Raw genomic sequence first — 22,906 nt, 5'->3', positions numbered from 1 at the left:
CCTTTCACCTTTAATCATATTATACTTTGACCTTTTTTGACTTTCAAGTATTTTGTTTGACTGTTAAAAATAACAAAAAGAGATGAGCTCTTAACTCATCTCTTCCCCAAATCAGTTCCAATTAAAAGTGATTTTTTGTCTGTAATCTTCTGTTTCTCCAGTTGGCGTTAACCACACTTCAAGTGTATATGAACCTGGCTCAAGATTATTCACTAAAATGTCTTGCGTAAAAACATCCGCTTGCTTCAACTTTAATGAAGTGAGAACCTGCATGAACATATGATTTTTAGAGTATTGATAAACAACTTTTCCATTCTTGTCTTTGATTACATAATCAAACTTTTGACTGGATGAAAATTGAAATACCTTCTCTTTTTCTGTTTGATTTTTTAACTCATACCGAAATAGGATACCTTTTGCGTTCTGCTGTTCTTGAACCTTGATTGTACCTTCAATATTTCCTGCAACGATACCGTTCTGACCATCTTGTCCAGATCGCTCTTCATTGCCATCCTTAGGACTTTGTTTCTTTTTATTATCTTCTTTACCATCACCTATCACCGGTTGCTCTCTCCCCTCGGATTGGTTTTGGCTGTCACTGTTCCCACAGCCTGTAGCGACTATCGAAATACATAATATGATCAGTATAACATGCCATTTGTTGATCCAACATTTTCTCATCATTCTTCACCTCACTTGTTAGTTTGGGCATATATACGGAATTTCATGTTTAAAAAGGATTTTTAGCTTACTTCATGTAAAATAGAAATAAACTTATACGTATAGGGAGTGTGTTTCTTTGGAAATGACAAAGTCAGATCTTTTGCTTGAGATGCAAAAAATAACTTCTGAAAAGCGTGCCACACAAAATGAAACGATTCTCTGGCAGCATAGCCACGATGAATCATATCACCACCCTGTTTCTCCCGATATAGTTGTATACCCTATATCAGCAGATGAAATTTCTTCTATACTAAAATTCGCAAATGAAAACAAAATTCCTGTTGTGCCTTACGGAGCAGGCTCCAGTCTTGAAGGCCACTGTATACCCGTAAAGGGTGGGATCTCACTAAATTTTCAAGAAATGAATGAAGTGCTTGAGATTCGTCCAGATGATTTTTTAGTGAAAGTACAGCCCGGCGTAACACGTACTCAGCTTAACCTATCTTTAAAAAAATACGGATTGTTCTTTCCGGTGGACCCAGGAGCAGATGCTACCGTCGGTGGAATGGCAGCTACGAATGCAAGTGGAACAACAAGCGTAAAATATGGAATCATGCGTGACCAAGTAAGAAATCTCCAGGTAGTACTGGCTGATGGACAGGTTATTCAAACCGGCGGAATGGCCGCGAAATCTTCAGCAGGCTATCACTTGACCTCCATGTTTGTCGGTTCAGAAGGTACACTTGGGGTTTTTACTGAGATCACATTAAAAGTATACGGCATCCCTGAGTCAGTTTTAGCAGCAAGGTGCACATTTCCATCGGTTCAATCGGCGGTTGAAGCAGCTGGTGCGGTTCTTGGCTCTGGCACTGGTATAGCAAGGATGGAGCTGGTTGATGAACGCTCGATCGTTCAAGTGAACCACAATAGCGATACCTCGTATACAGAAGCTCCTACCTTATTTTTAGAGTTTCAAGGAAACCCTTCAAGCGTTTCATATGAAGCATCATTGACAAAAGAGTTGCTAGAGAGCTTTGGAGGTTTAGAATGGGTGGAGGAACGTGATTCTAAAGCGCGTGCTAAGCTTTGGGAAGCAAGACACAATCTAGCTTATGCATTTAAACACGGTTATCCCGGAAAATCGATGATGTTCACCGATGTTTGTCTTCCACTCTCTGAATTGTCCGGAGCAATCGTACATGCGAGAAAAACGATGGATGAGATTGGTGTACCAGGTGCCGTACTCGGTCATGTAGGGGATGGAAATTTTCATGCCATTTTGATGTATGATAGCTCAATTTTGGAAGAGCGTGAAAAAGCTGATACGGTGAATGCTAGTATAGTGGACTATGCTCTTCAAAAAGGTGGGACATGTACAGGCGAGCACGGCATTGGTATCGGAAAAGCAAAATATTTGGCTAAGGAACATGCTGATACTCTTCCCATCATGTTAGCTATAAAAAAACAATTGGATCCAAACGACATTTTAAACCCAGGTAAGATCATATTATAGAAATGCAACGAAGAGCTTGTATGATTCGTATAGGAGTAATAACCAAAGAGGGGGCGTTATATCATGATCGTCGTTACAACAGAGAATATAAAAGGCTATGAAGTGAAGGAAGTAAAAGGTTCTGCTTTCGGAGTTGTTGTGCGTGCTCGCGGAATCGGCGGCGACATCATGGCAGGACTGCGAGGAATCATGGGCGGTGAGATAAAAGAGTATACGAGCATGCTTGAAGATGCCCGTAAACAAGCAGTTGATCGCATGGTAAAGAATGCCACTGAGATGGGTGGTAACGCAATCATCATGATGCGCTTTGATTCTGGAGAGATGGGCAATAACATGAGCGAGATTGTTGCTTATGGCACTGTTGTCGTCATTGAAAAACAATGAACATCATAAACATCCTTATCGGTTGGCAGGTTCTGTCTATCTTTTTCTTAATTGTCTTAGGCATCATCTCTTGGCTTTATTTTGATAAGCGTTATAAAAAGAATGAAACAAAAGTACCCTCAGGCTATATTTGGACAGATGAAATCTCTATCGATCCTACTTCTGGAAAAAGAGAACGCGTCTATTATAATCCGGAAACCGGCGATCGGTTTTATAAAGAAGAATAGATTATTTCGTTTATTTAAGCAGCACTTTTTGAAGAGCTGCTTTTTTGTTGTGTTATTTTAGGTGATGAGATTATTACATCTTTTACGGTACGTGATTTTATTATCTGTTACGCGTTCTCCGCTAAATTCTCTCGGACCACCTGCAAACCATTATTTATCACCTGTAACCGCTCAATGACCACCTGGAGAGCACTGCTTTTCACCTAATCCTACTCTCTCACCATCGATAAGCACGCCTCAGCTTTTAAAACAATGCTCTTTACATATAAAAACAGTATAATTTTTCAAAGAAAACAATTTTAAGCAGAAAAAAGCCGCCCATTCAAAATACTGGCGGCTTTCATTCATTTCTTTTCGATTCTACACTTTAAATTTATTAATTGCTTCATTCATCTCTTCTGCTAGCTGTGAAAGCGCGTTCGATGAAGATGAGATCTCCTCCATACTAGCTAGCTGTTCTTCTGCAGAAGCAGAAACTTCTTGCGTGGACGAAGCTGCTGTTTCTGCCATCGACGAGATCACATCGATCGAGCCGACAACATGTTCAGTACTTGCTGTCATCTGCTCTGTAGCGGCTGAGATATCGCTCACTTGGCCAGAAACCTCTGCAACTGTTTCGTACAAACTTTTAAAGGCTTCTCCCGATTGATAGACGAGTTCTCTACCGTCATTCACTTCTATCGCACCGTTCTTCATAGCGGCAACGGCTTTTTCAGTTAGTTCCTGAATGCTAGTGATCAGTTGACCGATCTGAGATGCAGATGCTGAAGATTGCTCTGCTAACTTTCGTACTTCATCAGCAACTACAGCAAAACCTTTCCCTTGTTCACCTGCACGTGCTGCCTCGATTGCTGCATTCAGTGCTAGCAAGTTTGTCTGACCGGCAATATCCGTGATCACATCAACAATATTCGTAATTTCTTGTGACTGCTCACCAAGATCTTTCACAACCTGAGAAGTGCTATCCATAGAAGTATGAATCGCATCCATCTGGCCGATCGTTTTTTGAATCGTATCATTGCCACCCTCTGCTACTTGCATAGAACGAGCTGATGCTTCAGACATGTTCTGCATACTAACTGCGATCTGTTGAATGCCCGCAGAAAGCTGGTTCATGGCTTCAACAATATCATCAACCGTTCGTACTTGTTCTTGAGATCCGCCTGCCACCTCACCTATCGTTGTCGCGATCTGTTCTGTTGCCATACTCGTTTGCTCAGCTGAAGCCGTTAATTCTTCAGAAGATGCTGCCACCTGTTCTGCTGTGGCTCTTACTTGCCTGATTAAGGTGGCAAGGTTTGTACCCATATGGTTGATGCCATCTGCGAGCATACCAATTTCATCTTTATTTTTTACAGAGATCGGATCCATCGTCAGATCACCGTCTGCGATGTCATTAAGCATGTTGGACATTCTCACTACCGGTCTAGAGATCATGAGCGAGATCGTGTAACCGATTGCAAGTGCAGCCACAACAATAACGATTCCTAAAATTGTGATTAAATAGACAACGAATTTCTCTTCGTCAGCAACGACTACCCTGCCTTCAGCCATTAAGTTTGCTTGTCTTTTCCCCATCTCTTCTGTAACAGCTCTCATATCTCTTCCTAGTGGAAAAAGAGTGCTTTTCGCATATTCATTTGCAGCTTCCATGTTACTCATTGAATTTTGCAGTACCCGGTCTGATTCAGTTTTGTAATCATTGTTCAAATAATAAATCTTCTCAAGTCTGTCTTTATCCGCCTTAACTTGAACCAGTTTCATCGTTTCATTCACGAGTGCATTAATCCTTTGATTTGCGTCGGTCAACTTTTGTTTGCTTTCGGTCGACTGCTCAAGCAAGTACTCGCGGACACTATTGTTTTGCACGGTCGCTTGAAGCTCAATCTCTTTAGCATTGTTATAGATTACCGTTCTTCTGTCTAATAGTTCACTGTATGTATGTTGCATATCTTTTAGAAAGTAAAAGAAAACACCGCAAGTTGCGGCAAAAAGAACGGCAATCGTTAAAAAAGATCCTACTAGCTTTTTTCTCAACGTTAGTTTCATACGTCACCTCTTATACATTTCTGTTTCTAAAAATAACCGGACAATTTAGCACAATGATTAAATGATCATCCTGCTTAGAGACACCTTTTATTAACGAGTCCTCTTTTGAACGAAAACTTCCTGGTGATTGTATGGAATCCGCTTCAATATCAATTACATCAGTAGCGGCTTCAGTTAGAAGTCCTAAGAAGCTTTCTTCATTCTGTAAAATAACAATTCTAGTCTGATCTGTAATTTCAGTTTTTCCTTTGCCGATCAGCTGTCCAAAATCAATGATCGGAATAACGTTCCCTCTTAGATGTATGATTCCTAATACGTCTGAAGGCGTCTCTGGCATGGGTGTGATCTCTAGAACGCGCTCAATCGAAGCCACATGTTCGATCGGCAGCCCATATTGTTCAACACCCGCTGTAATTACAACAATTTTTAACGTTTGAGTGCTAAGCGACATCTCACTTGCTCCTTTTCTAGGTATTTCTTCATTAAACAATAGTCATGAGTTCTCACTCTTTTATCGGTTACGAAATTCAATTGTTTTAGTTATACAGATGCATAATTAAAAAAACACCTAGACACAACGGTCAAGGTGTTTCCACAATTGGTCGATCATATTTCTTTTAACCTCTTTTTAGCTTCTTCTTCTTCAAACGAACTAAAAACGCGATAATCATTTTGATCAAGAATTCGGAAATGCTGACTGATTACATTCTGCTGAAGCCGGTAGCCTTTATGTGACTCTATTTCTTTCCACCACACATGTCCACCCCAAGTTTTTTCTTTCGGTACCGCTACATACTCATGAACGACTAGTTCCATAACATCGAGCGGATTTCCACCAAGGGCATTGTTAAGAATGTCAGAATTACGAAAAAGTGCACACATAGCAACGATTACAGTCCAGCTCGCTTTGATTCTTTCTTTTTCGATCTGCACTAACGTTTTCTTTGAAATACCTAATATATCGGCCATCTTGTCTTGTGTATATCCAAGTTCCGTCCGTACAAGCTTGATCTTGCCTGTTAACAAGTCAACAATTTCGTCTTGCGTCATAATAAGAAATTCTCCTTTTATCCTTTTAGGAACATTTTACACAAAAAAACTCCTTTCAACAAAATTGAAAGGAGCATCAGCTATACGTATATGGTTCCCAATGAGCTAGATCATAGAGTCCAGAATTAATCCGGGTACTCTCCGCCTCCAATAATGACAGCAATTCATTTGGAAGCTCACTGTGATGATTGACAAGGTTCATCTCATCGTTTGGAGATGAGATCAGAACCGTGAACAATTTCTTATTTTCCATGTTCATCCCATGCACATGAATATAATTTAAATCTTTCACGCGATACACAAAAAAGATACGATATTTATTCATCTTTCCCACACTCCCTTAGAAACAGTGTGGTCGGATTTCACATACATTAAACCTTATTTTGATGAAGACGGTGCAGTCGGAAGTTCGATCTCCACCTTCGTTCCCTCGTTTTCAACGGAAGAAAATTGTATCGCTCCACCGTGCTCTTCAATAATCTTAAAGCAAACCATCAAGCCTAACCCCGTACCCTTTTCCTTTGTTGTATAAAACGGTTCTCCAAGGGTTTTCAAACGTTCCGCTGGAATACCACAACCCTGATCTTTTAGCTCGAGAAGAACAGAATCGTTGCGAGTTCCGATCTTAATATGAATCTCTCCGTCTTTATCCATACTTTCAATCGCATTCTTTAATAGATTGATGAAAAGCTGTTTAAGTTGATTTTCCACACCATATACAAGTGGAATGTTATCCGAGATATTTACCCAGATTTGTATGTTTTTCATGATCGCTTGCGTTTCTAACAATCTTACAACACTATAGATCAGTTCTTGAATGTTCGTATGCTCAAAGCTCACTGCCTGAGGTTTAGCAACAAGCATGAGTTCCCCGACAATATCGTTGATTCGATTCAGCTCTGACTCCATTATTCTAAGATATTCTAATCGAATCACATCGTCTGCATCCGATAATAGTTTCGTAAATCCTTTTAATGAAGTTAGCGGGTTCCGAATCTCATGCGCCACTCCTGCAGCAAGCTCACCCAAAACAGACAACTTCTCCGATTTCAACATAAGTTCTTCTGTCTGTTTTGCTTTCGTAACGTCTCTAGCAAAGGTTACTAGACTCTCAACATGTCCGTCTTTTGTCATAACCGGTACACCACGTGCCTCTAATAAGATCCAATCACCATTCTTATGAAGCAACCTGAACTCTGTTTGAAACGGTTCTTTTTTTACAAGAGCTCTCATGAATTGATCAGATAGGCTCTGTATATCTTCTGGATGAACCATTTCAAGGATAGCACCTTTAATCTCACCATCTTCATAGCCAAGAACCGGTAAATGTGAAGGAGATACATATTGAATAATACCGGATGGATCAATCACAGTAATCAGATCTGTAGAATGTTCTGCGATCAAACGATATTTCGCCTCACTTTCCCGTAGAGCACGCTCTACCTTTTTCTGTGAAGTAATATCACGATATACGATTACGAACCCCATAATTTTTCCGTCCATGTCACATATATTTGAAAAAGATGCAGATACATCAAAAACGGTTCCGTCTTTGTGTATACGCTGTGTTTCATGAAGCGGAACCGATTGCCCCTGTTTTAAGAGATCAATGATCTCCTTTGATTCACCTTGTAGATGTTCAGGTGTAATAACGGGATAGTCGTCATTATCCTCTGAGAAATCTTCTTCGGCCCAACCGAACATCTGATTGAATGCATCATTTACCTTAATAACTTCTTGTCTCGTATTGATGATGAGAATGGCATCTGTCGTTCCTTTTAAAACCGATTCTAATAAATCTAGAGCCACACTCAACTCTTCTTCCTTCTGCTTATGAGGAGTTATATCACGCCCTGTAATGACTAATACTTGAGGTTTACCATCACTCGTAAATGTCGGTTGCTTAATGAGCTCTAGCATTACTTTACGACCGCTCTTCATGAGAATCTTTTCAGCTGTTTTTATTGGCTTTCTTGTTTCCCAAGCTCTCTTATCAGAAAGGCTACATCTTTCAATTGCTTCATATGAAAGTCTTGTATCTAGTTCCTCAAGACTTTTTCCTTTATATTCATCGTGGTTGATTCCATAAATATTAAGAGCAAACCGGTTCGCTTCTGCCCAAGTTCCATCCGGATATCTTAAACAAACAAATTCAGGCAGGACATCAATCATTTCTTTTAAAGTGGCAACTGCAGGTAATTCGTCCTGGCTCAATACTTTCATCATATCCACCCTTTTTTACTAAAACTTTCTTAACGTCTATAAATTAAATAAAAGGGTCAATTTTCCTTTATTTTTTTTAGAGTTTCGCACGTCAAATTCGTTTATTTTTCGCCTAAATATGACAAAAAGACGCTTCCCTTGTGGAAAGCGTCTCTTGTATATGCTGACGATTAAACGGCTTTTACCGCTTCTTTTAGCGATTTACCGGGCTTGAAAGCTGGCACATTGCTTGCTTGAATCATGATCTCTTCACCAGTAAGAGGATTGCGACCTTTTCTTGCGTTACGGTTTCTTGTTTCAAATGTTCCGAAACCAATAAGCTGTACGCTTTCTCCGTTTTTCAAAGCATCTGTAATCGCATCTAGCACTGCATCAACGGCAAGCGCTGATTCCTTTTTGTTCATACTCGTTGCATTTCGAACTGCATCTACTAAATCCATCTTTTTCATTATGAGTTGCTCCTTTCAAACATTAAATGAACTGCTTGTGTAGCAACATTATTAACGAAAAAGATAGGTTTCATACAGAAAGATACAAAATTCCGAAAAATATTTATATAGTTTAATAATTCGTTTTCGAATTAGAACCCTTGAATGGTCATACCACCATCAACAAATAGTGTTTGGCCGTTCACGTAATCAGCTGCTTCACTCGCTAAAAATACTGCTGGTCCCACAAGGTCCGGTAGTTCTCCTACTCTCTTTTGTGGAGTAACAGCGAGTATGTCTTGTAAATATTTTTCGTCGGCTAGTAGTTTCTCTGTTAATGGTGTCTTAAAATACCAAGGACCGATGCTGTTCACATTAATTCCGTACTGTCCCCACTCAAGAGCTAAGTTCTTTGTCATCTGTATGATCGCAGCTTTTGTAGAGGCATAGACTACACCTGTACGAAGAGCGACATGTCCTGCAACAGAAGAAATAGTAATTACCTTACCCCCGCCGGCTTGTTTCATCCGTTCCCCAGCTTGTTGCGAGAACCAAAAAGCTGATCGAAGGTTCGTATGCATGATGATATCCCATTCTTCATCAGAGACATCTAAAGCTTTTGAGCGGATATTCATTCCGGCATTGTTGACAAGAATATTTACGCTGATCCCCTTTGCGTCTAGCGTTTCAAAAATTCCAATAACTTGTTCCTTATTCGTAACATCAGCTTCAAAAAGATACGCTTTCGTTCCAGCACGTTCAATCAACTGTGCTGTCTTTTCCAGATCAGATTGGGTTCTAGATACAATCACGACATCCGCTCCGGCTTCTGCATATCCAATCGCTATCGCCTGTCCGATTCCTCTTCCAGCACCAGTTACGAGTGCTGTTTTGCCTTTAAGTGAAAATGACGGTAAATACACGTTTACGACCTCCTCTATTTAGTTAAAAAGTTCGGGGGAAATGATGAAGTAACGTTCTTGGTTTGTCTCATAAGTATTCATCGTATGAATGCTAATTTGGTAGGTAGGTATATCCATATCGTCTTCCATTTCAGAATCGTCCTCACGTACAACTAGATCAGTAATTTTTTTAATACCTGAATTCTCTATGTTCCACAAAGAGCTGTCCACACTATCAAACTGTACTTGTTCAAAGTTTGTGAAGCTCAAATAATAGGAATCACCTTTTGGAACCATCTGTTTTAATCCATGCAGATCGAGCGCTTTAAAGTAAATGTGAGGTGAAGAGATATAGTTTTGACGATTTACCATCTGGAGTTCTGCATCCTGAATTTGAGTACTAATTTGATATTTGCCATCGTGTAAAGTGACCCATGCATTCATATCTCGACCGTCTCTATAATAAGAAGCTTCATAGTTAAACTGCTGAATCTTTCCTTTCTTATTAAAAATGAGCGACAGGTTATTGATAGCAAGCTCTCCTTCTGCATGCAGCGCTTTCTTTACCTTCTCATACTCTTTATTTAATTTCATTTCGTATGCATTTGTTAAAGCATTAACTCGGAACACTTCTTCATAATAAGCAGCTACCGAGTAGTTCATAATTAAGCTTGATGCAAAAGATAACACGCCTAGAGAAGCAGCCCACTTTTTAGCATCTTTATTTACGATGATTTTAGGAAGAAAAAAGAGCAGGAAGATCGCCAGTCCCACTGGTAGTACCCAAGATTCAATACGAAACGTAAACGTACCTAATAAAAAGTAACCAATCAGTTTCCACCCGATCTTTGATTCTTCGCGGTCTGCCTTCTTCGTATAAATGAGTATCAATAATACAAGAAAAATGGCTGAGATGCCCCAAGCTAGTAACGACTCCATTCGCATCGTTCTCCCCCTAATTTTTGGATAATAATATAAGTTTATCAAAAAATTTGTGAAAAAGACGCTGCTATCCAATAGAAATCGAAAACAACAAAATACAACTTGCTCATAAGCTGTTTCGTAACATTGAACAACTCAATCATCATGTACAGCCCACTAAAAAAAGCACAGCTATTCGGCTGTGCTTTACTTACGATTCTACCCACTCTTTTCTCAGCGTAAATAGATCTTTTAATTCGTCAGTTGATAATTCTGTAATCCAATTCTCACTCTGAATCACTTTTTCTGAGAGTTCTTTCTTACTCTCAAGCATCATGTCAATCTTCTCTTCTAATGTGCCAAGCGTAATCATCTTATGCACCGTCACGAATTTTTTCTGTCCGATACGATGAGCACGATCTGTTGCTTGATTCTCAACAGCTGGATTCCACCATCTATCATAATGAATAACGTGATTTGCTTCGGTCAAGTTGAGTCCTGTTCCACCAGCTTTTAGAGATAAGATAAAAATAGGATGCTCTCCATCTTGAAAGCTTTCTATCATTTGGTCGCGTTTTTGCTTGCTTAGACTGCCATGCAGAAAGAGTACTGTTCGTCCGAATTTTTTCTCCACATACTTCTTTATCAGTTCACCCATAAAAATAAATTGAGTAAAGATCAGACACTTCTCATCCTTTTCAAGAATAGCATCGATCAATTCAATCGTCTTAGCGAATTTTACAGATTGATCTTCAAGTTTGCCTAGCTTGTCATTCTTTGTATAGAGAGCTGGATGATCGCAAATCTGTTTCAGTTTTCCTAACATCGCGAGTAATAGTCCACGCCTTTGCATCCCTGTTACCTTTTCCAACTGCTCAAATGTATCTTGAACAAGTCTTTCGTATAGAGAAGCTTGTTCTTTTGATAACGGACAATATTCTTTGATCTCTTGTTTCTCAGGCAGGTTGAGCTGAACAGCAGGATCCATTTTCGTACGACGTAGCAGGAATGGTTGAACAAGCTGTTTTAATTGCTGTAAACGCAACGTATCATTATCTTTCTCCACTGGCACTACAAACTTTTTCTGAAACGATGGTTCGCTCCCTAAATATCCTGGGTTCAAAAAATCGAAAATAGCCCACAGTTCAAGAAGTCTGTTTTCTACAGGTGTTCCCGTTAACGCGATCTTGTGGCGTCCGTTAAGTCTGCGAATACTTCTTGACTGTTTTGTATAGCTGTTCTTAATGTTCTGTGCCTCATCAAGCACGATTGCTTCCCAATATGTTTCACCCATCTCACTAAAATCAAGCTGGCAAGTCGTGTAAGAAGTAATAACAACATCAAATTTTTTGTGCCACTCAGCAAAATGATCCCCCTTCTTACGGTTCCCCCCGTAATGAAGACCTACGGATAAAGTAGGTGAAAAATTTTGAAGCTCTTTTTGCCAGTTGCCGATTACAGAGGTAGGGCATACAAGTAAAAATGTACCTTCATGTTTTTCTTTTTCTTTCACCTTTAAGAAGTAGTCAATGGTCTGGACTGTTTTACCCAACCCCATATCATCAGCTAAACAACCACCAAGGCCGAATTCCCGGAGAAAATACATCCAAGAACTTCCTGTCTTCTGATAATCTCTTAATGTTCCGATTAAGTTTTCTGCTTTAGGCTCAATCGGCAGTGTTTTGATCTCTGTCAGCTGATCCATCCATGCGTTTAACGGTTCATCCCACTCAATGTCGAGCATCGGTCCGTCAGACTCTATTCCTAGAAGACCATCTTCAGCAGGGTTGGTCTCCATATTTAGAAGATGTTGTTCTAGTACGTCCTTCAACTGAATTCCTGTACGATCCACATTCTTTATAAGATGACGCACTTGTTTCATCCACTCAGGATCTACTCTGTACCATTGGCCGTTTCTTCGCACGAGCCTCCTGCTTCCATCAACCAGCTTACGAAATTCTTCTTCCGTAAGCTCTTCATCGCCCGTTGACATTCGCCAATCGAACTGCATAATCGCATTTAATCCCAAGAACGAAGGTGCTCCACCAGATTGCTGCGATTTTGTTTTGATCTTTGCCTTTACTTTTGGTTGAAGTTCTTGAACGGTTTGCCACCATGCTGGAAGAACAACGGTAAGTCCAATCTGTCTTAACAGATCGCTTTTGAGTGTTAAAAAATCCCAAGCTTCTTTTTCTGTTATTTCATTTCGGATTTCTTTTCTCGCATTTGGTTTTAACCAAGAGATTAATTTTGTCACGAGCTCTATATCAGACTCTAACATCTCTTTGAAAGGTTTCCATTCCTCTGGAAGAAGGGTACTTTTTCCGAGATACGGCACAGCTATCCCATCTTCTTTTTCTTGAAGAATGACATCTAGCTTCCATACATCTTCAATAGCTTCACCATCATTTGCAGGTTCAGACAGTTCAAATATGATATCAAAGGGCTTTGGATCTTTTCTCCAGCCGATCTTAATCAGCCATTCCTCTTCACTTAAATGATTCAAGGCGGATATGATCTGTCGAGGTATACCCTTCATGCGTTCTCTATTAAAATTTGAAGGCATGTATGTGTTGCCGTCATGTGGCAATGTTGAGAGAGCTTCGTTCACCCAGGCGGATTCAATTCTCTCTCCATCCGTTCTCCATGCCCATGATCCTGTCTTCCATGCTTCATAGTCAGGAGTAACCTTTTCTTTCTGCATCAAACGGAAGACATCGTTAGCCTCTTTTACAAAAGTCCAAGAATCATCTTCCCAATTGTTTTTCGTTAGAAAGAATTCGGGATATCGATTAAAAAGATCAAAAGCTTCCCCCGCATCTAAATAAACATTCTGGTCATCATCAACTTCTAGCATCGTCCCATAAAATGAAGGCTTATGCCATGTAAATAAAAGAGGTTTCCAGTCGTTTACATGCACTCTTTTCGAATGTTTAGTGGCCCATAAAACCATGTTGCCATGAAGCCATTTCGCGTGTAGCAAAAGATTGCTTGTATCGATCATGAAATAAACTTTCCTTTCCTTAGCTCTTCCTGAAAGGCTCTAAGCCGTCCATAAACAGTAGCAATACGATTGATATACTGTGAAAAACGTTCTTCTTCACCAAGATCAAAATATAAGGATCGAAGTGTTTTTAAATGTTTAATAGCGGACTGATAAGATTTTCTTGTCCTCTCATTAATCAGCCTGTCAATCGCTTGGTGATAGATCGGCAGTGCGGATTCTTTTTGAAAGGACACCACCTCTTTTAAATCCTTTCTTTGAATCAACTCTGGTGAATAGCCCATGATCACTTGCAGTTCTACCCATCTTTCATGCTCACCGATCACCATCAAATACTCCCCGTATTCATAGAACGTGATAGGTAAGAATTCAATCAGCATCTCTTCATACTGATCCTCGTCACCTGTGTGTTGAGCGTACTTCCAAAAATAGCTTAAGTATTCATGAAAAAACTCACGAGATTCAGAATGGTAATAGTACGTACCAACACCTTCTAGGAAATATGGCTTTAGATCAAGCAGCCACAACAAGAGTCGATCCCATTCTTGTTTGTCTACCAATAATTTCATCCAAACAAGATAATGAACCATATCTACTTTCTTCTCACACTGTGTTAACCGTTTAAAAGCTAGTTGTTCATTTCCACTAGCAAAAGCAAAATGAACAAGAGCTAGTTCAAGCATTTGAGATGTTTTGCCACTCTCTTTTTCTTCTAAAAGCTGTTTTTCATATTTAGTAACCCAAGCCTGCTCAATATAGAGTAACGACCAGCTGATCTGAAATAGATAAAAGAGAAGATGTCCCCACTTAGGAGGGATCTCATAAAGACTCTGAAAGTTTCTTAAGCTCTCTTCCAAAAGCTTTTTATTCTCATTTAGTAACTTTTGGCTGTCGATCTGTTTTAAAGTTATATACATTTGATCACTTAGTTTCTCAACAGTCGCATCAAAATTGGACTGCATATATGTAGCTACACCATATTGACCTTCAAACGAAAACAATCGAATCAGCGTTTCGATCTGTACGTGATATTTGTATAATAATGCTATATCTTCGTCAAAGAACTGCCCTGCATTTAAGAGCGCAGGATAATAATCGCGATAGATATGAACAAACGTATAACTCGTATCTTTTCCATCAACGAGATCTCGAAAGGAGACGGTTTGCAGTTTACGTCTCTCGAAAGTTTCAAACCGTTCTGAAAAATACTCTCGCCATAGTTGAACAGAATGTGTGTTTTGAACTTTTTGCTCAGGCGTTTCATAATGAACTTGAGTTTCGCCCTTATCTTTATGCTCTTCAGTTGGTTTCATTCCGTCTCCCCCCTTTCTTTTTATTACCAATTATAGCAAAATACATCTATACTCATTCATGTATATCATATCTATTTTAAAGGAAACCGTTGAAATTGACCAAAGATACACATTTAACGCCTAAAACAATTCCAATTTTTACCGATAACATGAATAGAAGTGTCTGATATCGGCTTTTAGAAACAATCAACACAAGACAAAATTTTAGAGAAAAGAGTACAGAATTCTATGAAGTTAGGTCTACCTTTAATGATATGCTTGTCGATCGCAATAGAGACTCCTTCTTCTTTACAACTGGAAAGGAAGAACCACTTATGATAGAAAAAAATATTCAAGAACGAATCCGTTTATTAAGAGAAGAATTATATCGAATTTCAAACCAACTAAACTATGAATTAACACACCCCAAATTGGTCACGATCAGCCAACAGCTCGATCAACTATTGAACCAGTACTCTAAATTTGAACAGAAAGTATAAAAACGGCTGTTTGTTAGGTCGTTTTTTTATTTCAACGTAACCTTCTACTTTTTCAACTAAAACACTACTTTCCCTCTCGAACTTAATTCGACATTCCTTCCCTTCAATATTGTAGTTTTTTGTAACATTATCACTATTTTAGCCGAAACCCTTTTTCTTTTTGTAAATTTATTGCATATTAAGTGAAGATAAAATCTCTCATGAAAGTTGTGAATAGAACATGTTATTGCAATTAATTGAGGAAAAACGTGAAGTATTGTTATGTCTGGGCAAAACATATGGTTTAACCGCTAAAGAAACAGTGATCTGCAGTCAGGAATTAGATCAGTTATTGAATCGCTTAGATGATTTTATTAGCGAACCTAGCGACAACTCGTAATTTTTGTCTATTTCCTGGGAAATTTGTCGTTTGAGAGAGAATGATTATCAACTTAAACGAACCTACATAATCATTATCTATTAAATTCCATAATTACCTATTATTATATGAAAATAGTAATGTAATCTCTTTGTTATCTTCTCCTAATGAGTTTGTTACATTCGATTAGTATAATTGGCAACCGAGGCGTATTTAACCAATTATACATATTAGGAGGAGTTATCATGATAAAAAAATGGGTAATTACAGGGGCTCTAGCATTCGGATTGCTCGTTTCTGCTCCCGTTAGTGGATTTGCAGCAATGGGGGATCACACTCTCCGACCGGGTACTTGGGACAATGACGTATATGAACTTCAAGGAAAATTAAAAGCGCTAGGATTCTATGATTTCGCTGTAACAACAGGCTATTATGGTCCCGTTACTAAACAAGCCGTAACAGATTATCAACGAGCTAAAAGCTTATCCGTAGACGGTATTGCTGGACCTCAAACGTTTAACAGCATTCAAAATAACGTTACAAAAAAGAGTATGACTGTTGCTTCGACTGCTTATACGGCAAGTTGTGAAGGCTGCAGCGGTACAACTTTCAATGGTACAAATCTAAAAGAAATTCCTTATGCAAAAGTAATCGCTGTTGATCCAAATGTTATTCCTATCGGATCTGTTGTTTATGTTCCTGGCTATGGATATGCTGTAGCTGATGATACCGGTGGTGGAATCAATGGTAAAGAAATCGATGTATTTATGAAAAACTATTCTGATGCCATTAATTGGGGAAGAAAAAGCATAAATATTACAATTTTAAATTAATGAGATGAGGTAAATGTACCTCATTTCTCCTTCGCTCACAGTTTATTTTAAAGCTGTGAGTTTTTTTATGTTTACATAAATTTCAAAAATATTACATTTTTTTATTTTCTAAATATTATAATAATGATAAGGTTAAATTAACATTTTTGAGAGGATGTACATAAATGAACATGAAGGATCAGATGACAATTATAAAAAATGCAATAGCAGAAGTATTAACAGGGAAAGAAGAACTTGTTGAATTAACGATGATTTCGATAGTCAATAGAGGTCATTTATTATTAGAAGATGTTCCTGGAACAGGAAAAACAGTACTTGCAAAAAGCCTCGCTCGGTTGATAGGGGGAGAATTTAAAAGGATTCAGTTCACACCCGATATCCTTCCAGCTGATATTACGGGCATACAGTTCTTTCATCCGAAGCATCAAGAGTTTGAGCTGCGTCCCGGTCCGGTTATGACTAACATCTTATTAGCCGATGAAATTAACCGTGCGACGCCACGAGCTCAATCCAGTCTATTAGAAGTGATGGAAGAAAGACAGGTTACGATTGATGGTGAAACCCTTCCCCTTCCGTCTCCTTTCTTAGTTCTTGCCACACAGAATCCTATTGAATCTCACGGAACATTCCCGCTTCCTGAGGCACAGCTTGATCGTTTTTTTATGAAATTGCCATCTGGCTTTCCAAATTATGATCAAGAGAAAGAAATGCTTCACATGTATCGTAAAAAAAATCCTCAAGACTCTTTAGAACCAGTCTTCTCTTTAGAAGATATATTAGTCATGCAAGAAGAAGTGAAGCACATTCATGTTAGTGATAGTGTCGAAAATTATTTACTGTCCATTGTTCACGCTACTCGCAGTCATGAGTTTATTGAGAACGGTGTTTCTCCTCGTGGCACCCTTGCTTTCATGAGAGCCGCTCAAGGCGCTGCTTATGTTCAGGGAAGAACATTCGTTACTCCAGACGATGTTCAATTCGTCGCACCGTATGTATTAACTCATCGTTTAGTATTAACGATGGAAGGAACGATGAGAAAGACGAAAGACCAAGTGTTAAAAGAGATTCTTGAAGCAACTATAGTCCCTGTAGAGTCTGAGGCGGGTAGATAATATGCAATGGCGCAGCGAGGTATGGATTAAATCCATCTTTCGGGTCTTAGTTGTTTTCAGCCCCATAATACTTTTGATTGGCTTTTATCGTAATATCTCATTTCTATTTTTATTAGGGCTGGCCATCATTTTTTTATATGGAACGCTATTGCTGCAATCTAAGTCCGCAATAAATGAGATTGTACTAGATACTTCAAAACAAGTTCATCGTTTGTTTCCTGGTGATACGGATCAGTTCTATGTAAAACTTCTTCATAAGGGAAGATGGCCTTCTTATCGTGGCGAACTCATCTTCACACACCGAGCACCTATATCTGTCACAGGAGATGTTGAATCGAACAACACTGCAAAAGGAAGAATTGAAGTTAAACGTCATTTTGCACTCTATCGCAAAACTGTTTTTACACAAACAATACCCTTTACTGCTACAAAAAGAGGAACAACAAGAATTTCCAATCTTACACTGCAGGTACAAGATCCTCTTTCATTGAGTGGTCAAGCATTGGCTTTTATGGGGATCTTCCCAACTGAAATTGTTGTTTATCCTAGACCGCTTCCTGTTCATCGAATTGAGCATCTATTTTCTCAAGGCAGTGGTGAATCTGTAAGACCTTTCGCTTTGTTTGAAAACGTTTCTCTGCCTGCAGGGAACCGAGAATACGCTCCTGGAGATGCTTTTCATAAAATACATTGGAAAGCTACAGCACGGTCAGGCTCTCTTCAAACGAAGGTCTTTGAAAAAACAGTGGTGTATCACTGGACATTTGTTTATACGATACTCCCTGATCATAAAGAGATGAAATCTTCTGAGGATATGGAGAGCGAGATCAGCCATTTGGCATACATGTGTCAGTTTGCGGCGGAAAAAGGAATACCTTTTGAAGTATACATTAACTTTAAAGTTCCTGGCCCGATCGGAATGTATCATGTACCAACCGGGAGCGGAGCGGTTCACTTAAGCAGTATACTTGAAGGTTTGGCGAGAATTGATCGTTCCAATGTCATCGTCAAACCTCAGATCATGTGGAATAAGATGGATCGTAATTTTGTTGGTTCGAGTCCGTTTGTCATTTTTTTAGGTCATATTCCTACAGATTCGAATTCTCAGATCTTGATTAAGAAATGGTCTAGATCAGGTGGGAGAACCTTTTATGTCGAACACAACGAAGAACATGCCATTCTGATGCCATACTTTTCATCGGAGGTCGCATCATGTTAAAGAAAAGTCAGCAATTTACTCTTTACGGTATGAACTTAAGCTTTGACGCCATGCTTGTTTTCATAATGCTGACCATCTTTTCAGGAGGAGCAACTTGGCTTGAGTTCGGATGGTTCACTGCAAATCTGATCCTGATTGTAGCGATAAGCGGGGCGTTGTATCTCTACAAACCAAACTTATTCAAAATCACACTATTTTGTTTTGTTATTGTATCAACACTATTGTTCTGGTTCATGACTTCTTCCCTCATACTATCCATATTGATCTCATTCGTCCTGATGTGGAGAAGCGCAGAAAATTGGAATGATTCCTTTAAAACAGATCTTGAATTGATCTTTGCGATTAGCGCCGTGTTAACATTACTTCTATCCCTGTTTTTTAAGGATGGCTTTACGGTGATGTATGGAGCCGTGTGGATCCAATTCATGCTTATGCTGTTCATTAAAATGACTCTGCATTATTTTAAGAATGATTCGATTCAAATTGTAATGAAGGATTTTATGGTTCCCTTAACGCTAGTTGGGTTAAGCGGAGTGATTCTCGCTATATTAGGACCTTTAAAACAATTACTTTATTGGGCATTAGACGGTGTGTTCTTTATTTTGTATTATATTTTAGCGGTTCCACTCTGGAAGGTAATCTCCCTTCTTCCTCCGTTAATCCAAATGCTTAAACAATTGTTTAAAATGGAGGAAAAGGGAAAGGTGAATACAGGTAATCAGACAGATGTCTTAGAACAGCGTCCTGAAACACTAGCAGAATCTCCCATACTTTTATACACGACAATCGCGATTCTTATCATTATGGTTCTTTTCTTTCTTTGGAAAAAGAGGAATGTGTTCAACAACCAGTCCAGCTTATTGGTAAACGGAAACATTTCAGTTCTTGATAGTACATATGCTAACAGCCAGATGATCGGTAAAAAAAGATGGCTTCAGTCGAAAGATAGAACAAGAAAAAGATTTTTGCACTTTGAAAAAGTATTGGACAAGAAAGGATTCGGAAGGCAACCTGGTGAATCTGCTGTGAACTGGTTTCAAAGACTTGAACTTTCCGGAAAAGATGCAGATTCTGTTCTAGCTGCATACGAAAAAGTACGTTACGGTGAAGAGAGCATTTCTGATACTGAGTACAATCAGTATGTAAGTGCATTGAAAAAATTCGAAAAGTCGGATCACTTGAAGAAGCCGAAATAAGACGGCTTCTTTTTCTGTTCATACCACCTCATTTAATATAGACTAATATTATATAAATAGTCGGATTTCTAGCATACAAGGAGGATATTATGACAAAAAAAATATATGTGATTCATGAGAATAGCGAATGGACTGCTCCGTTATTCCAACGTTTTGAAGAGCTCGGTCTACCTTATGAAGATTGGCATATGAAAAAAGGACACATAGATCTGACAGAAGCTCCCCCACAAGGTATTTTCTATAACAGAATGAGTGCCTCCTCTCATACGAGAGGACACAGATATTCGCCTGAATATACATCAGCGGTACTATCCTGGCTTGAGAGCTATGGTCGTAAAGTATTTAACGACTCAAGAGCCCTTCAGCTCGAGATCAGTAAAGTGAAACAATACAGCGCATTAAAAGCATTTCATATACCTGTTCCACGAACGATTGCAGCTTACGGAAAAGATGAACTGATACATGCTGCAACGAAATTTAACGGCCCTTTCATTACAAAACACAACCGTGCGGGTAAAGGGCTTGGGGTTCAATTGTTCCAAACCCAGAATGCACTAGAGTCTTATGTACAGTCGGAAAATTTTGATAAATCCATCGACGGAATCACTCTTTTGCAAGATTATATCGAAGCACCAGAACCTTATATTGTGCGCTGCGAATTTATAGGCGGCAAATTTTTATATGCCGTTCAAGTAGATACTTCTGATGGATTCGAACTTTGTCCGGCTGACGCTTGCCAGATTGGTGATCAATTCTGTCCAATAACAGACCAGCCAGAGAATCCAACACCAAAGTTTAAGATTCTTAAAGACTTTGTTCTACCAAATCAAGAAAGTTATGAAGCGTTCTTAGACGCAAACGGGATTACGTTTGCCGGCATTGAGATCATTACAGACAAGAGTGGAAACGTATATGCGTATGATGTAAACACGAATACAAACTACAACCGAGATGCTGAAGCAGAGGCAAATATATATGGCATGAAGGCGATCGCGGAATTTTTAGGTAAAGAATTATAAATGAAAAAGGTGAGGGGCATCTAAGAATGCCCCTCACTTTTTATTAAGTATGATCCACAACTGTAGGAGTCTGGTTTAAACTCTCCCATAGATAATACGTGATATATGTACGCCATGGTGTCCAATCCTGCGCAAGCACCCTTACCTCTTCCTCTGAGGGTTGCTCAGCTAACTTCCAAACTTGACGGATGGCATTTCTTAATCCAATATCTGCAGCGGGCAGTACATCGGTTCTCCCCATACCAAAGATTAAAAGACATTCGATCGTCCATTTCCCTATCCCTCTAATCGGCAACAGCGCTTTCATCACTTCTTCATCTGACATATTCCATAAGCTTTCAAAATCAATAGTTCCGTCTGAGATCAGCTTTGCCAGATCGATAATATACTCTGCTTTTCTCTGACTGAATTGAAGCTTACGAAGGTCCTCATACTTAAGCGTTGCAACGAGATTTGGAGCTGGAAAGACTTGAAATGTACTTCCTTCTACCTCCACTTTTTCACCAGCGTGTTCAATAAGTCGTTCGGTCAAGGTTCCAGCAAAAGTTAAATTTACTTGTTGACCGATAATAATCTTTACAATGGATTCAAATAGATCAGTGTCTGTAAGGAGTTTTAATCCTTTAAAACGTTGTAGTACTCCATCCAATTTCTCGTTTTCACAAAAGTGGTTATAAAGAGGCGACAGATCGACTTCAGTTGAGAACAGCTGTTGAATTTTTTTCTTAACTGCATCCTCAGATACTAAACCATTTAAAGGTATAGCCTTACAACTCAGAACAGGGCTTGTAACAGTACCGCTGGATACTACTTTTACATAACAAGAAACATCTTGGATTCTGATTATTTTTTCGTATTCTGTAAATTGTTCATTGAGTTTTAAGACATGCGTTTTTCCTGTAACTGTGAGGCGCTGCATCATCTTTTGAAAGTCAAAAGGTGGTTTAGGTTCAATTACAAACTTCATCCTCTTACATCCCTTCTTATGAACGCTCCTTACCTTCTTTTGTTTCTTTTTCTTTTGTTTCTTTTTCTTTTGTTTCATTTTTCAGATATGGATTGTCATCTAACTGATCGATTGTATGCTTATAAGAATACCCTTTTGTTATAGCTGCTGCGAAAATAATAACAACAAATATGATAATAACGAGGGTAATTAATATCGAGATGCTTAATGTGCTCATACTAACTCCTTATTAAAACTGATTTTACTTGTATGATAGCACATTTTCCCATTAAGCAAACTTGGCACTATAGTGATAGTGCTATGAAAAAAAGCAGCTATGCCGATATTAGGCACAACTGCTTAGAATGAAATATTTATTTTTCTTCAAATTTATCATGCATGACAATGCGATCGATATCAAAGCGCTCTGTAGGTTTTGCTGGGCCGTCAGCATATCCTAATGTAATCATCATCACAGGAATGAATCGTTCTGGAATTCCGAGTGCTGGCACTATTGCAGCATGATCGAACCCTGTCATCGGACATGAATCAACTCCAACTGCTTTAGCGGCAAGCATGAGCTGCATCGCACCGAGTGATGCGTTCTTTAGTGCTTCTCTCTCACCAACTGCACGACCTTGTGAATAGGCAGAGTTGATATTTTTCAATAAAATATTTCTTGCTTCTTCTGGAGCTTTTTCGAATACTTCCGCAGCCACTTTATCTGCTTCTGTATCTCCTAAGACGACTACAACTGCAGACGCATCTAGCACATGCTTTTGATTATAAGCAATCGGAAAAAGTTTCTCTTTTTGTTCTTGAGACGTTATCACAATAAAACGCCAGTGCTGAAGGTTCCATGCTGATGGTGCTTTTCCTGCCATCTCAAGGATCTGATGAAGTGTTTCGTTCGGGATTTCTTTATCTTTTTGATACAGACGAACAGAAGAGCGTTCTTCCATAACTTTAAATGTTTCGTTCATTTTTTCCACTCCTTATCCCACATTTCTCTAGAATTCTCTACAAAAAAGAGGTGCCACATTTCGTTGACACCTCGTTACTATTCC

24 protein-coding genes are annotated in these 22,906 nt (G+C 39.0%); 10 read left to right on the top strand and 14 right to left on the bottom strand.

What is annotated here, in order from left to right:
- Window positions 1-111: 111 nt before the first annotated feature.
- Window positions 112-684: a BsuPI-related putative proteinase inhibitor gene (locus IHV10_RS01400; protein ID WP_197126985.1), complete on the bottom strand. Its 573-nt coding sequence runs from the start codon at window positions 682-684 to the stop codon at window positions 112-114.
- Between the two features lie 121 nt (window positions 685-805).
- Between IHV10_RS01400 and IHV10_RS01395 the strand changes: the two genes are divergently transcribed.
- The 3 genes from IHV10_RS01395 to IHV10_RS01385 all read left to right on the top strand — a co-directional run bounded on the left by IHV10_RS01395 (window position 806) and on the right by IHV10_RS01385 (window position 2,787).
- Window positions 806-2,176 (top strand): FAD-binding oxidoreductase, encoded by a 1,371-nt coding sequence (locus IHV10_RS01395; protein ID WP_197128143.1) that lies wholly within the window; start codon window positions 806-808, stop codon window positions 2,174-2,176.
- Window positions 2,177-2,239: 63 nt separating this feature from the next.
- Window positions 2,240-2,560 carry a YbjQ family protein gene (locus IHV10_RS01390; RefSeq protein ID WP_137790415.1) on the top strand — a complete coding sequence of 107 codons (321 nt, stop codon included), beginning with the start codon at window positions 2,240-2,242 and terminating at the stop codon, window positions 2,558-2,560.
- A complete protein-coding gene (locus tag IHV10_RS01385; RefSeq protein ID WP_197126984.1) occupies window positions 2,557-2,787 on the top strand; it encodes a hypothetical protein in 231 nt (76 codons plus the stop codon). Before IHV10_RS01390 ends, IHV10_RS01385 begins: the two co-directional genes overlap by 4 nt.
- 360 nt (window positions 2,788-3,147) lie before the next feature.
- On the opposite strand, the gene IHV10_RS01380 is transcribed toward IHV10_RS01385, so the two are convergent.
- From IHV10_RS01380 to IHV10_RS01335, 10 genes are all read right to left on the bottom strand, one after another.
- Window positions 3,148-4,836, bottom strand: a complete 1,689-nt coding sequence (locus IHV10_RS01380; protein ID WP_197126983.1) for a methyl-accepting chemotaxis protein — start codon at window positions 4,834-4,836, stop codon at window positions 3,148-3,150.
- A gap of 10 nt (window positions 4,837-4,846) precedes the next feature.
- Window positions 4,847-5,287 carry a chemotaxis protein CheW gene (locus IHV10_RS01375; protein WP_197126982.1) on the bottom strand — a complete coding sequence of 147 codons (441 nt, stop codon included), beginning with the start codon at window positions 5,285-5,287 and terminating at the stop codon, window positions 4,847-4,849.
- A 155-nt stretch (window positions 5,288-5,442) separates the two neighbouring features.
- Window positions 5,443-5,886 (bottom strand): helix-turn-helix transcriptional regulator, encoded by a 444-nt coding sequence (locus IHV10_RS01370; protein WP_197126981.1) that lies wholly within the window; start codon window positions 5,884-5,886, stop codon window positions 5,443-5,445.
- Window positions 5,887-5,962: 76 nt separating this feature from the next.
- Entirely contained in the window at window positions 5,963-6,211 is a 249-nt protein-coding gene (locus tag IHV10_RS01365) for a hypothetical protein (RefSeq protein ID WP_197126980.1), read from the bottom strand.
- A gap of 53 nt (window positions 6,212-6,264) precedes the next feature.
- Complete coding sequence (locus tag IHV10_RS01360) at window positions 6,265-8,112, bottom strand: PAS domain-containing sensor histidine kinase (protein WP_197126979.1); 1,848 nt, start codon at window positions 8,110-8,112, stop codon at window positions 6,265-6,267.
- 167 nt (window positions 8,113-8,279) lie between these two features.
- Window positions 8,280-8,558 carry an HU family DNA-binding protein gene (locus IHV10_RS01355; protein ID WP_066236049.1) on the bottom strand — a complete coding sequence of 93 codons (279 nt, stop codon included), beginning with the start codon at window positions 8,556-8,558 and terminating at the stop codon, window positions 8,280-8,282.
- A 131-nt stretch (window positions 8,559-8,689) separates the two neighbouring features.
- On the bottom strand, window positions 8,690-9,460 hold the full coding sequence (locus IHV10_RS01350) for an SDR family NAD(P)-dependent oxidoreductase (RefSeq protein ID WP_197126978.1): 771 nt from the start codon (window positions 9,458-9,460) through the stop codon (window positions 8,690-8,692).
- Window positions 9,461-9,478: 18 nt separating this feature from the next.
- Window positions 9,479-10,384, bottom strand: a complete 906-nt coding sequence (locus IHV10_RS01345; RefSeq protein WP_197126977.1) for a hypothetical protein — start codon at window positions 10,382-10,384, stop codon at window positions 9,479-9,481.
- A 187-nt stretch (window positions 10,385-10,571) separates the two neighbouring features.
- Window positions 10,572-13,364 carry a DEAD/DEAH box helicase gene (locus IHV10_RS01340; RefSeq protein ID WP_197126976.1) on the bottom strand — a complete coding sequence of 931 codons (2,793 nt, stop codon included), beginning with the start codon at window positions 13,362-13,364 and terminating at the stop codon, window positions 10,572-10,574.
- Window positions 13,361-14,677: a hypothetical protein gene (locus tag IHV10_RS01335; protein ID WP_197126975.1), complete on the bottom strand. Its 1,317-nt coding sequence runs from the start codon at window positions 14,675-14,677 to the stop codon at window positions 13,361-13,363. Before IHV10_RS01335 ends, IHV10_RS01340 begins: the two co-directional genes overlap by 4 nt.
- A gap of 314 nt (window positions 14,678-14,991) precedes the next feature.
- On the opposite strand from IHV10_RS01335, the gene IHV10_RS01330 reads away from it, so the two are divergent.
- The 7 genes from IHV10_RS01330 (at window position 14,992) to IHV10_RS01300 (ending at window position 20,893) form a co-directional block, all read left to right on the top strand.
- Entirely contained in the window at window positions 14,992-15,156 is a 165-nt protein-coding gene (locus IHV10_RS01330; protein ID WP_197126974.1) for an aspartyl-phosphate phosphatase Spo0E family protein, read from the top strand.
- A gap of 220 nt (window positions 15,157-15,376) precedes the next feature.
- Window positions 15,377-15,535, top strand: a complete 159-nt coding sequence (locus IHV10_RS01325; RefSeq protein WP_137790428.1) for an aspartyl-phosphate phosphatase Spo0E family protein — start codon at window positions 15,377-15,379, stop codon at window positions 15,533-15,535.
- A gap of 224 nt (window positions 15,536-15,759) precedes the next feature.
- On the top strand, window positions 15,760-16,347 hold the full coding sequence (locus tag IHV10_RS23050) for a 3D domain-containing protein (RefSeq protein WP_197126973.1): 588 nt from the start codon (window positions 15,760-15,762) through the stop codon (window positions 16,345-16,347).
- A 164-nt stretch (window positions 16,348-16,511) separates the two neighbouring features.
- Window positions 16,512-17,459, top strand: a complete 948-nt coding sequence (locus IHV10_RS01315; RefSeq protein WP_231618096.1) for an AAA family ATPase — start codon at window positions 16,512-16,514, stop codon at window positions 17,457-17,459.
- Between the two features lies 1 nt (window position 17,460).
- Window positions 17,461-18,678 (top strand): DUF58 domain-containing protein, encoded by a 1,218-nt coding sequence (locus IHV10_RS01310; protein ID WP_197126972.1) that lies wholly within the window; start codon window positions 17,461-17,463, stop codon window positions 18,676-18,678.
- Window positions 18,672-19,874 carry a DUF4129 domain-containing protein gene (locus tag IHV10_RS01305; protein ID WP_197126971.1) on the top strand — a complete coding sequence of 401 codons (1,203 nt, stop codon included), beginning with the start codon at window positions 18,672-18,674 and terminating at the stop codon, window positions 19,872-19,874. The genes IHV10_RS01310 and IHV10_RS01305 overlap by 7 nt, the downstream gene beginning before the upstream one ends.
- Before the next feature lie 89 nt (window positions 19,875-19,963).
- Entirely contained in the window at window positions 19,964-20,893 is a 930-nt protein-coding gene (locus IHV10_RS01300; protein ID WP_197126970.1) for an ATP-grasp domain-containing protein, read from the top strand.
- A 43-nt stretch (window positions 20,894-20,936) separates the two neighbouring features.
- On the opposite strand, the gene IHV10_RS01295 is transcribed toward IHV10_RS01300, so the two are convergent.
- The 3 genes from IHV10_RS01295 to IHV10_RS01285 form a co-directional block, all read right to left on the bottom strand.
- Window positions 20,937-21,860: a DNA-3-methyladenine glycosylase family protein gene (locus IHV10_RS01295; RefSeq protein ID WP_197126969.1), complete on the bottom strand. Its 924-nt coding sequence runs from the start codon at window positions 21,858-21,860 to the stop codon at window positions 20,937-20,939.
- 16 nt (window positions 21,861-21,876) lie between these two features.
- Window positions 21,877-22,077 carry a YtzI protein gene (gene ytzI, locus IHV10_RS01290; protein ID WP_197126968.1) on the bottom strand — a complete coding sequence of 67 codons (201 nt, stop codon included), beginning with the start codon at window positions 22,075-22,077 and terminating at the stop codon, window positions 21,877-21,879.
- 136 nt (window positions 22,078-22,213) lie between these two features.
- The gene (locus IHV10_RS01285; RefSeq protein WP_197126967.1) at window positions 22,214-22,822 is read right to left on the bottom strand and encodes a nitroreductase family protein; all 609 of its coding nucleotides are present in this window, start codon (window positions 22,820-22,822) and stop codon (window positions 22,214-22,216) included.
- Between the last annotated feature and the right edge of the window lie 84 nt (window positions 22,823-22,906).

It is taken from the genome of Fictibacillus sp. 5RED26 (assembly GCF_015903895.1).
Lineage (GTDB): Bacteria > Bacillota > Bacilli > Bacillales > Fictibacillaceae > Fictibacillus > Fictibacillus phosphorivorans.
The sequence above is the reverse complement of the archived record's forward strand: the minus strand, read 5'-3'. Positions and strand labels throughout refer to the sequence as shown.

Excerpts from the sequence above, each read along its gene's own strand:
- IHV10_RS01340 (WP_197126976.1), bottom strand. The coding sequence starts at position 13,364 with ATGATCGATACAAGCAATCTTTTGCTACACGCGAAATGGCTTCATGGC.
- IHV10_RS01300 (WP_197126970.1), top strand. The coding sequence starts at position 19,964 with ATGACAAAAAAAATATATGTGATTCATGAGAATAGCGAATGGACTGCT.
- IHV10_RS01395 (WP_197128143.1), top strand. The coding sequence starts at position 806 with ATGACAAAGTCAGATCTTTTGCTTGAGATGCAAAAAATAACTTCTGAA.
- IHV10_RS01305 (WP_197126971.1), top strand. The coding sequence starts at position 18,672 with ATGTTAAAGAAAAGTCAGCAATTTACTCTTTACGGTATGAACTTAAGC.
- IHV10_RS01335 (WP_197126975.1), bottom strand. The coding sequence starts at position 14,677 with ATGAAACCAACTGAAGAGCATAAAGATAAGGGCGAAACTCAAGTTCAT.
- IHV10_RS23050 (WP_197126973.1), top strand. The coding sequence starts at position 15,760 with ATGATAAAAAAATGGGTAATTACAGGGGCTCTAGCATTCGGATTGCTC.
- IHV10_RS01380 (WP_197126983.1), bottom strand. The coding sequence starts at position 4,836 with ATGAAACTAACGTTGAGAAAAAAGCTAGTAGGATCTTTTTTAACGATT.
- IHV10_RS01355 (WP_066236049.1), bottom strand. The coding sequence starts at position 8,558 with ATGAAAAAGATGGATTTAGTAGATGCAGTTCGAAATGCAACGAGTATG.
- IHV10_RS01375 (WP_197126982.1), bottom strand. The coding sequence starts at position 5,287 with ATGTCGCTTAGCACTCAAACGTTAAAAATTGTTGTAATTACAGCGGGT.
- IHV10_RS01330 (WP_197126974.1), top strand. The coding sequence starts at position 14,992 with ATGATAGAAAAAAATATTCAAGAACGAATCCGTTTATTAAGAGAAGAA.
- IHV10_RS01390 (WP_137790415.1), top strand. The coding sequence starts at position 2,240 with ATGATCGTCGTTACAACAGAGAATATAAAAGGCTATGAAGTGAAGGAA.
- IHV10_RS01345 (WP_197126977.1), bottom strand. The coding sequence starts at position 10,384 with ATGCGAATGGAGTCGTTACTAGCTTGGGGCATCTCAGCCATTTTTCTT.
- IHV10_RS01370 (WP_197126981.1), bottom strand. The coding sequence starts at position 5,886 with ATGACGCAAGACGAAATTGTTGACTTGTTAACAGGCAAGATCAAGCTT.
- IHV10_RS01310 (WP_197126972.1), top strand. The coding sequence starts at position 17,461 with ATGCAATGGCGCAGCGAGGTATGGATTAAATCCATCTTTCGGGTCTTA.
- IHV10_RS01285 (WP_197126967.1), bottom strand. The coding sequence starts at position 22,822 with ATGAACGAAACATTTAAAGTTATGGAAGAACGCTCTTCTGTTCGTCTG.
- IHV10_RS01360 (WP_197126979.1), bottom strand. The coding sequence starts at position 8,112 with ATGATGAAAGTATTGAGCCAGGACGAATTACCTGCAGTTGCCACTTTA.
- IHV10_RS01315 (WP_231618096.1), top strand. The coding sequence starts at position 16,512 with ATGAACATGAAGGATCAGATGACAATTATAAAAAATGCAATAGCAGAA.
- IHV10_RS01295 (WP_197126969.1), bottom strand. The coding sequence starts at position 21,860 with ATGAAGTTTGTAATTGAACCTAAACCACCTTTTGACTTTCAAAAGATG.
- IHV10_RS01365 (WP_197126980.1), bottom strand. The coding sequence starts at position 6,211 with ATGAATAAATATCGTATCTTTTTTGTGTATCGCGTGAAAGATTTAAAT.
- IHV10_RS01385 (WP_197126984.1), top strand. The coding sequence starts at position 2,557 with ATGAACATCATAAACATCCTTATCGGTTGGCAGGTTCTGTCTATCTTT.
- IHV10_RS01400 (WP_197126985.1), bottom strand. The coding sequence starts at position 684 with ATGATGAGAAAATGTTGGATCAACAAATGGCATGTTATACTGATCATA.
- IHV10_RS01325 (WP_137790428.1), top strand. The coding sequence starts at position 15,377 with ATGTTATTGCAATTAATTGAGGAAAAACGTGAAGTATTGTTATGTCTG.
- ytzI (WP_197126968.1), bottom strand. The coding sequence starts at position 22,077 with ATGAGCACATTAAGCATCTCGATATTAATTACCCTCGTTATTATCATA.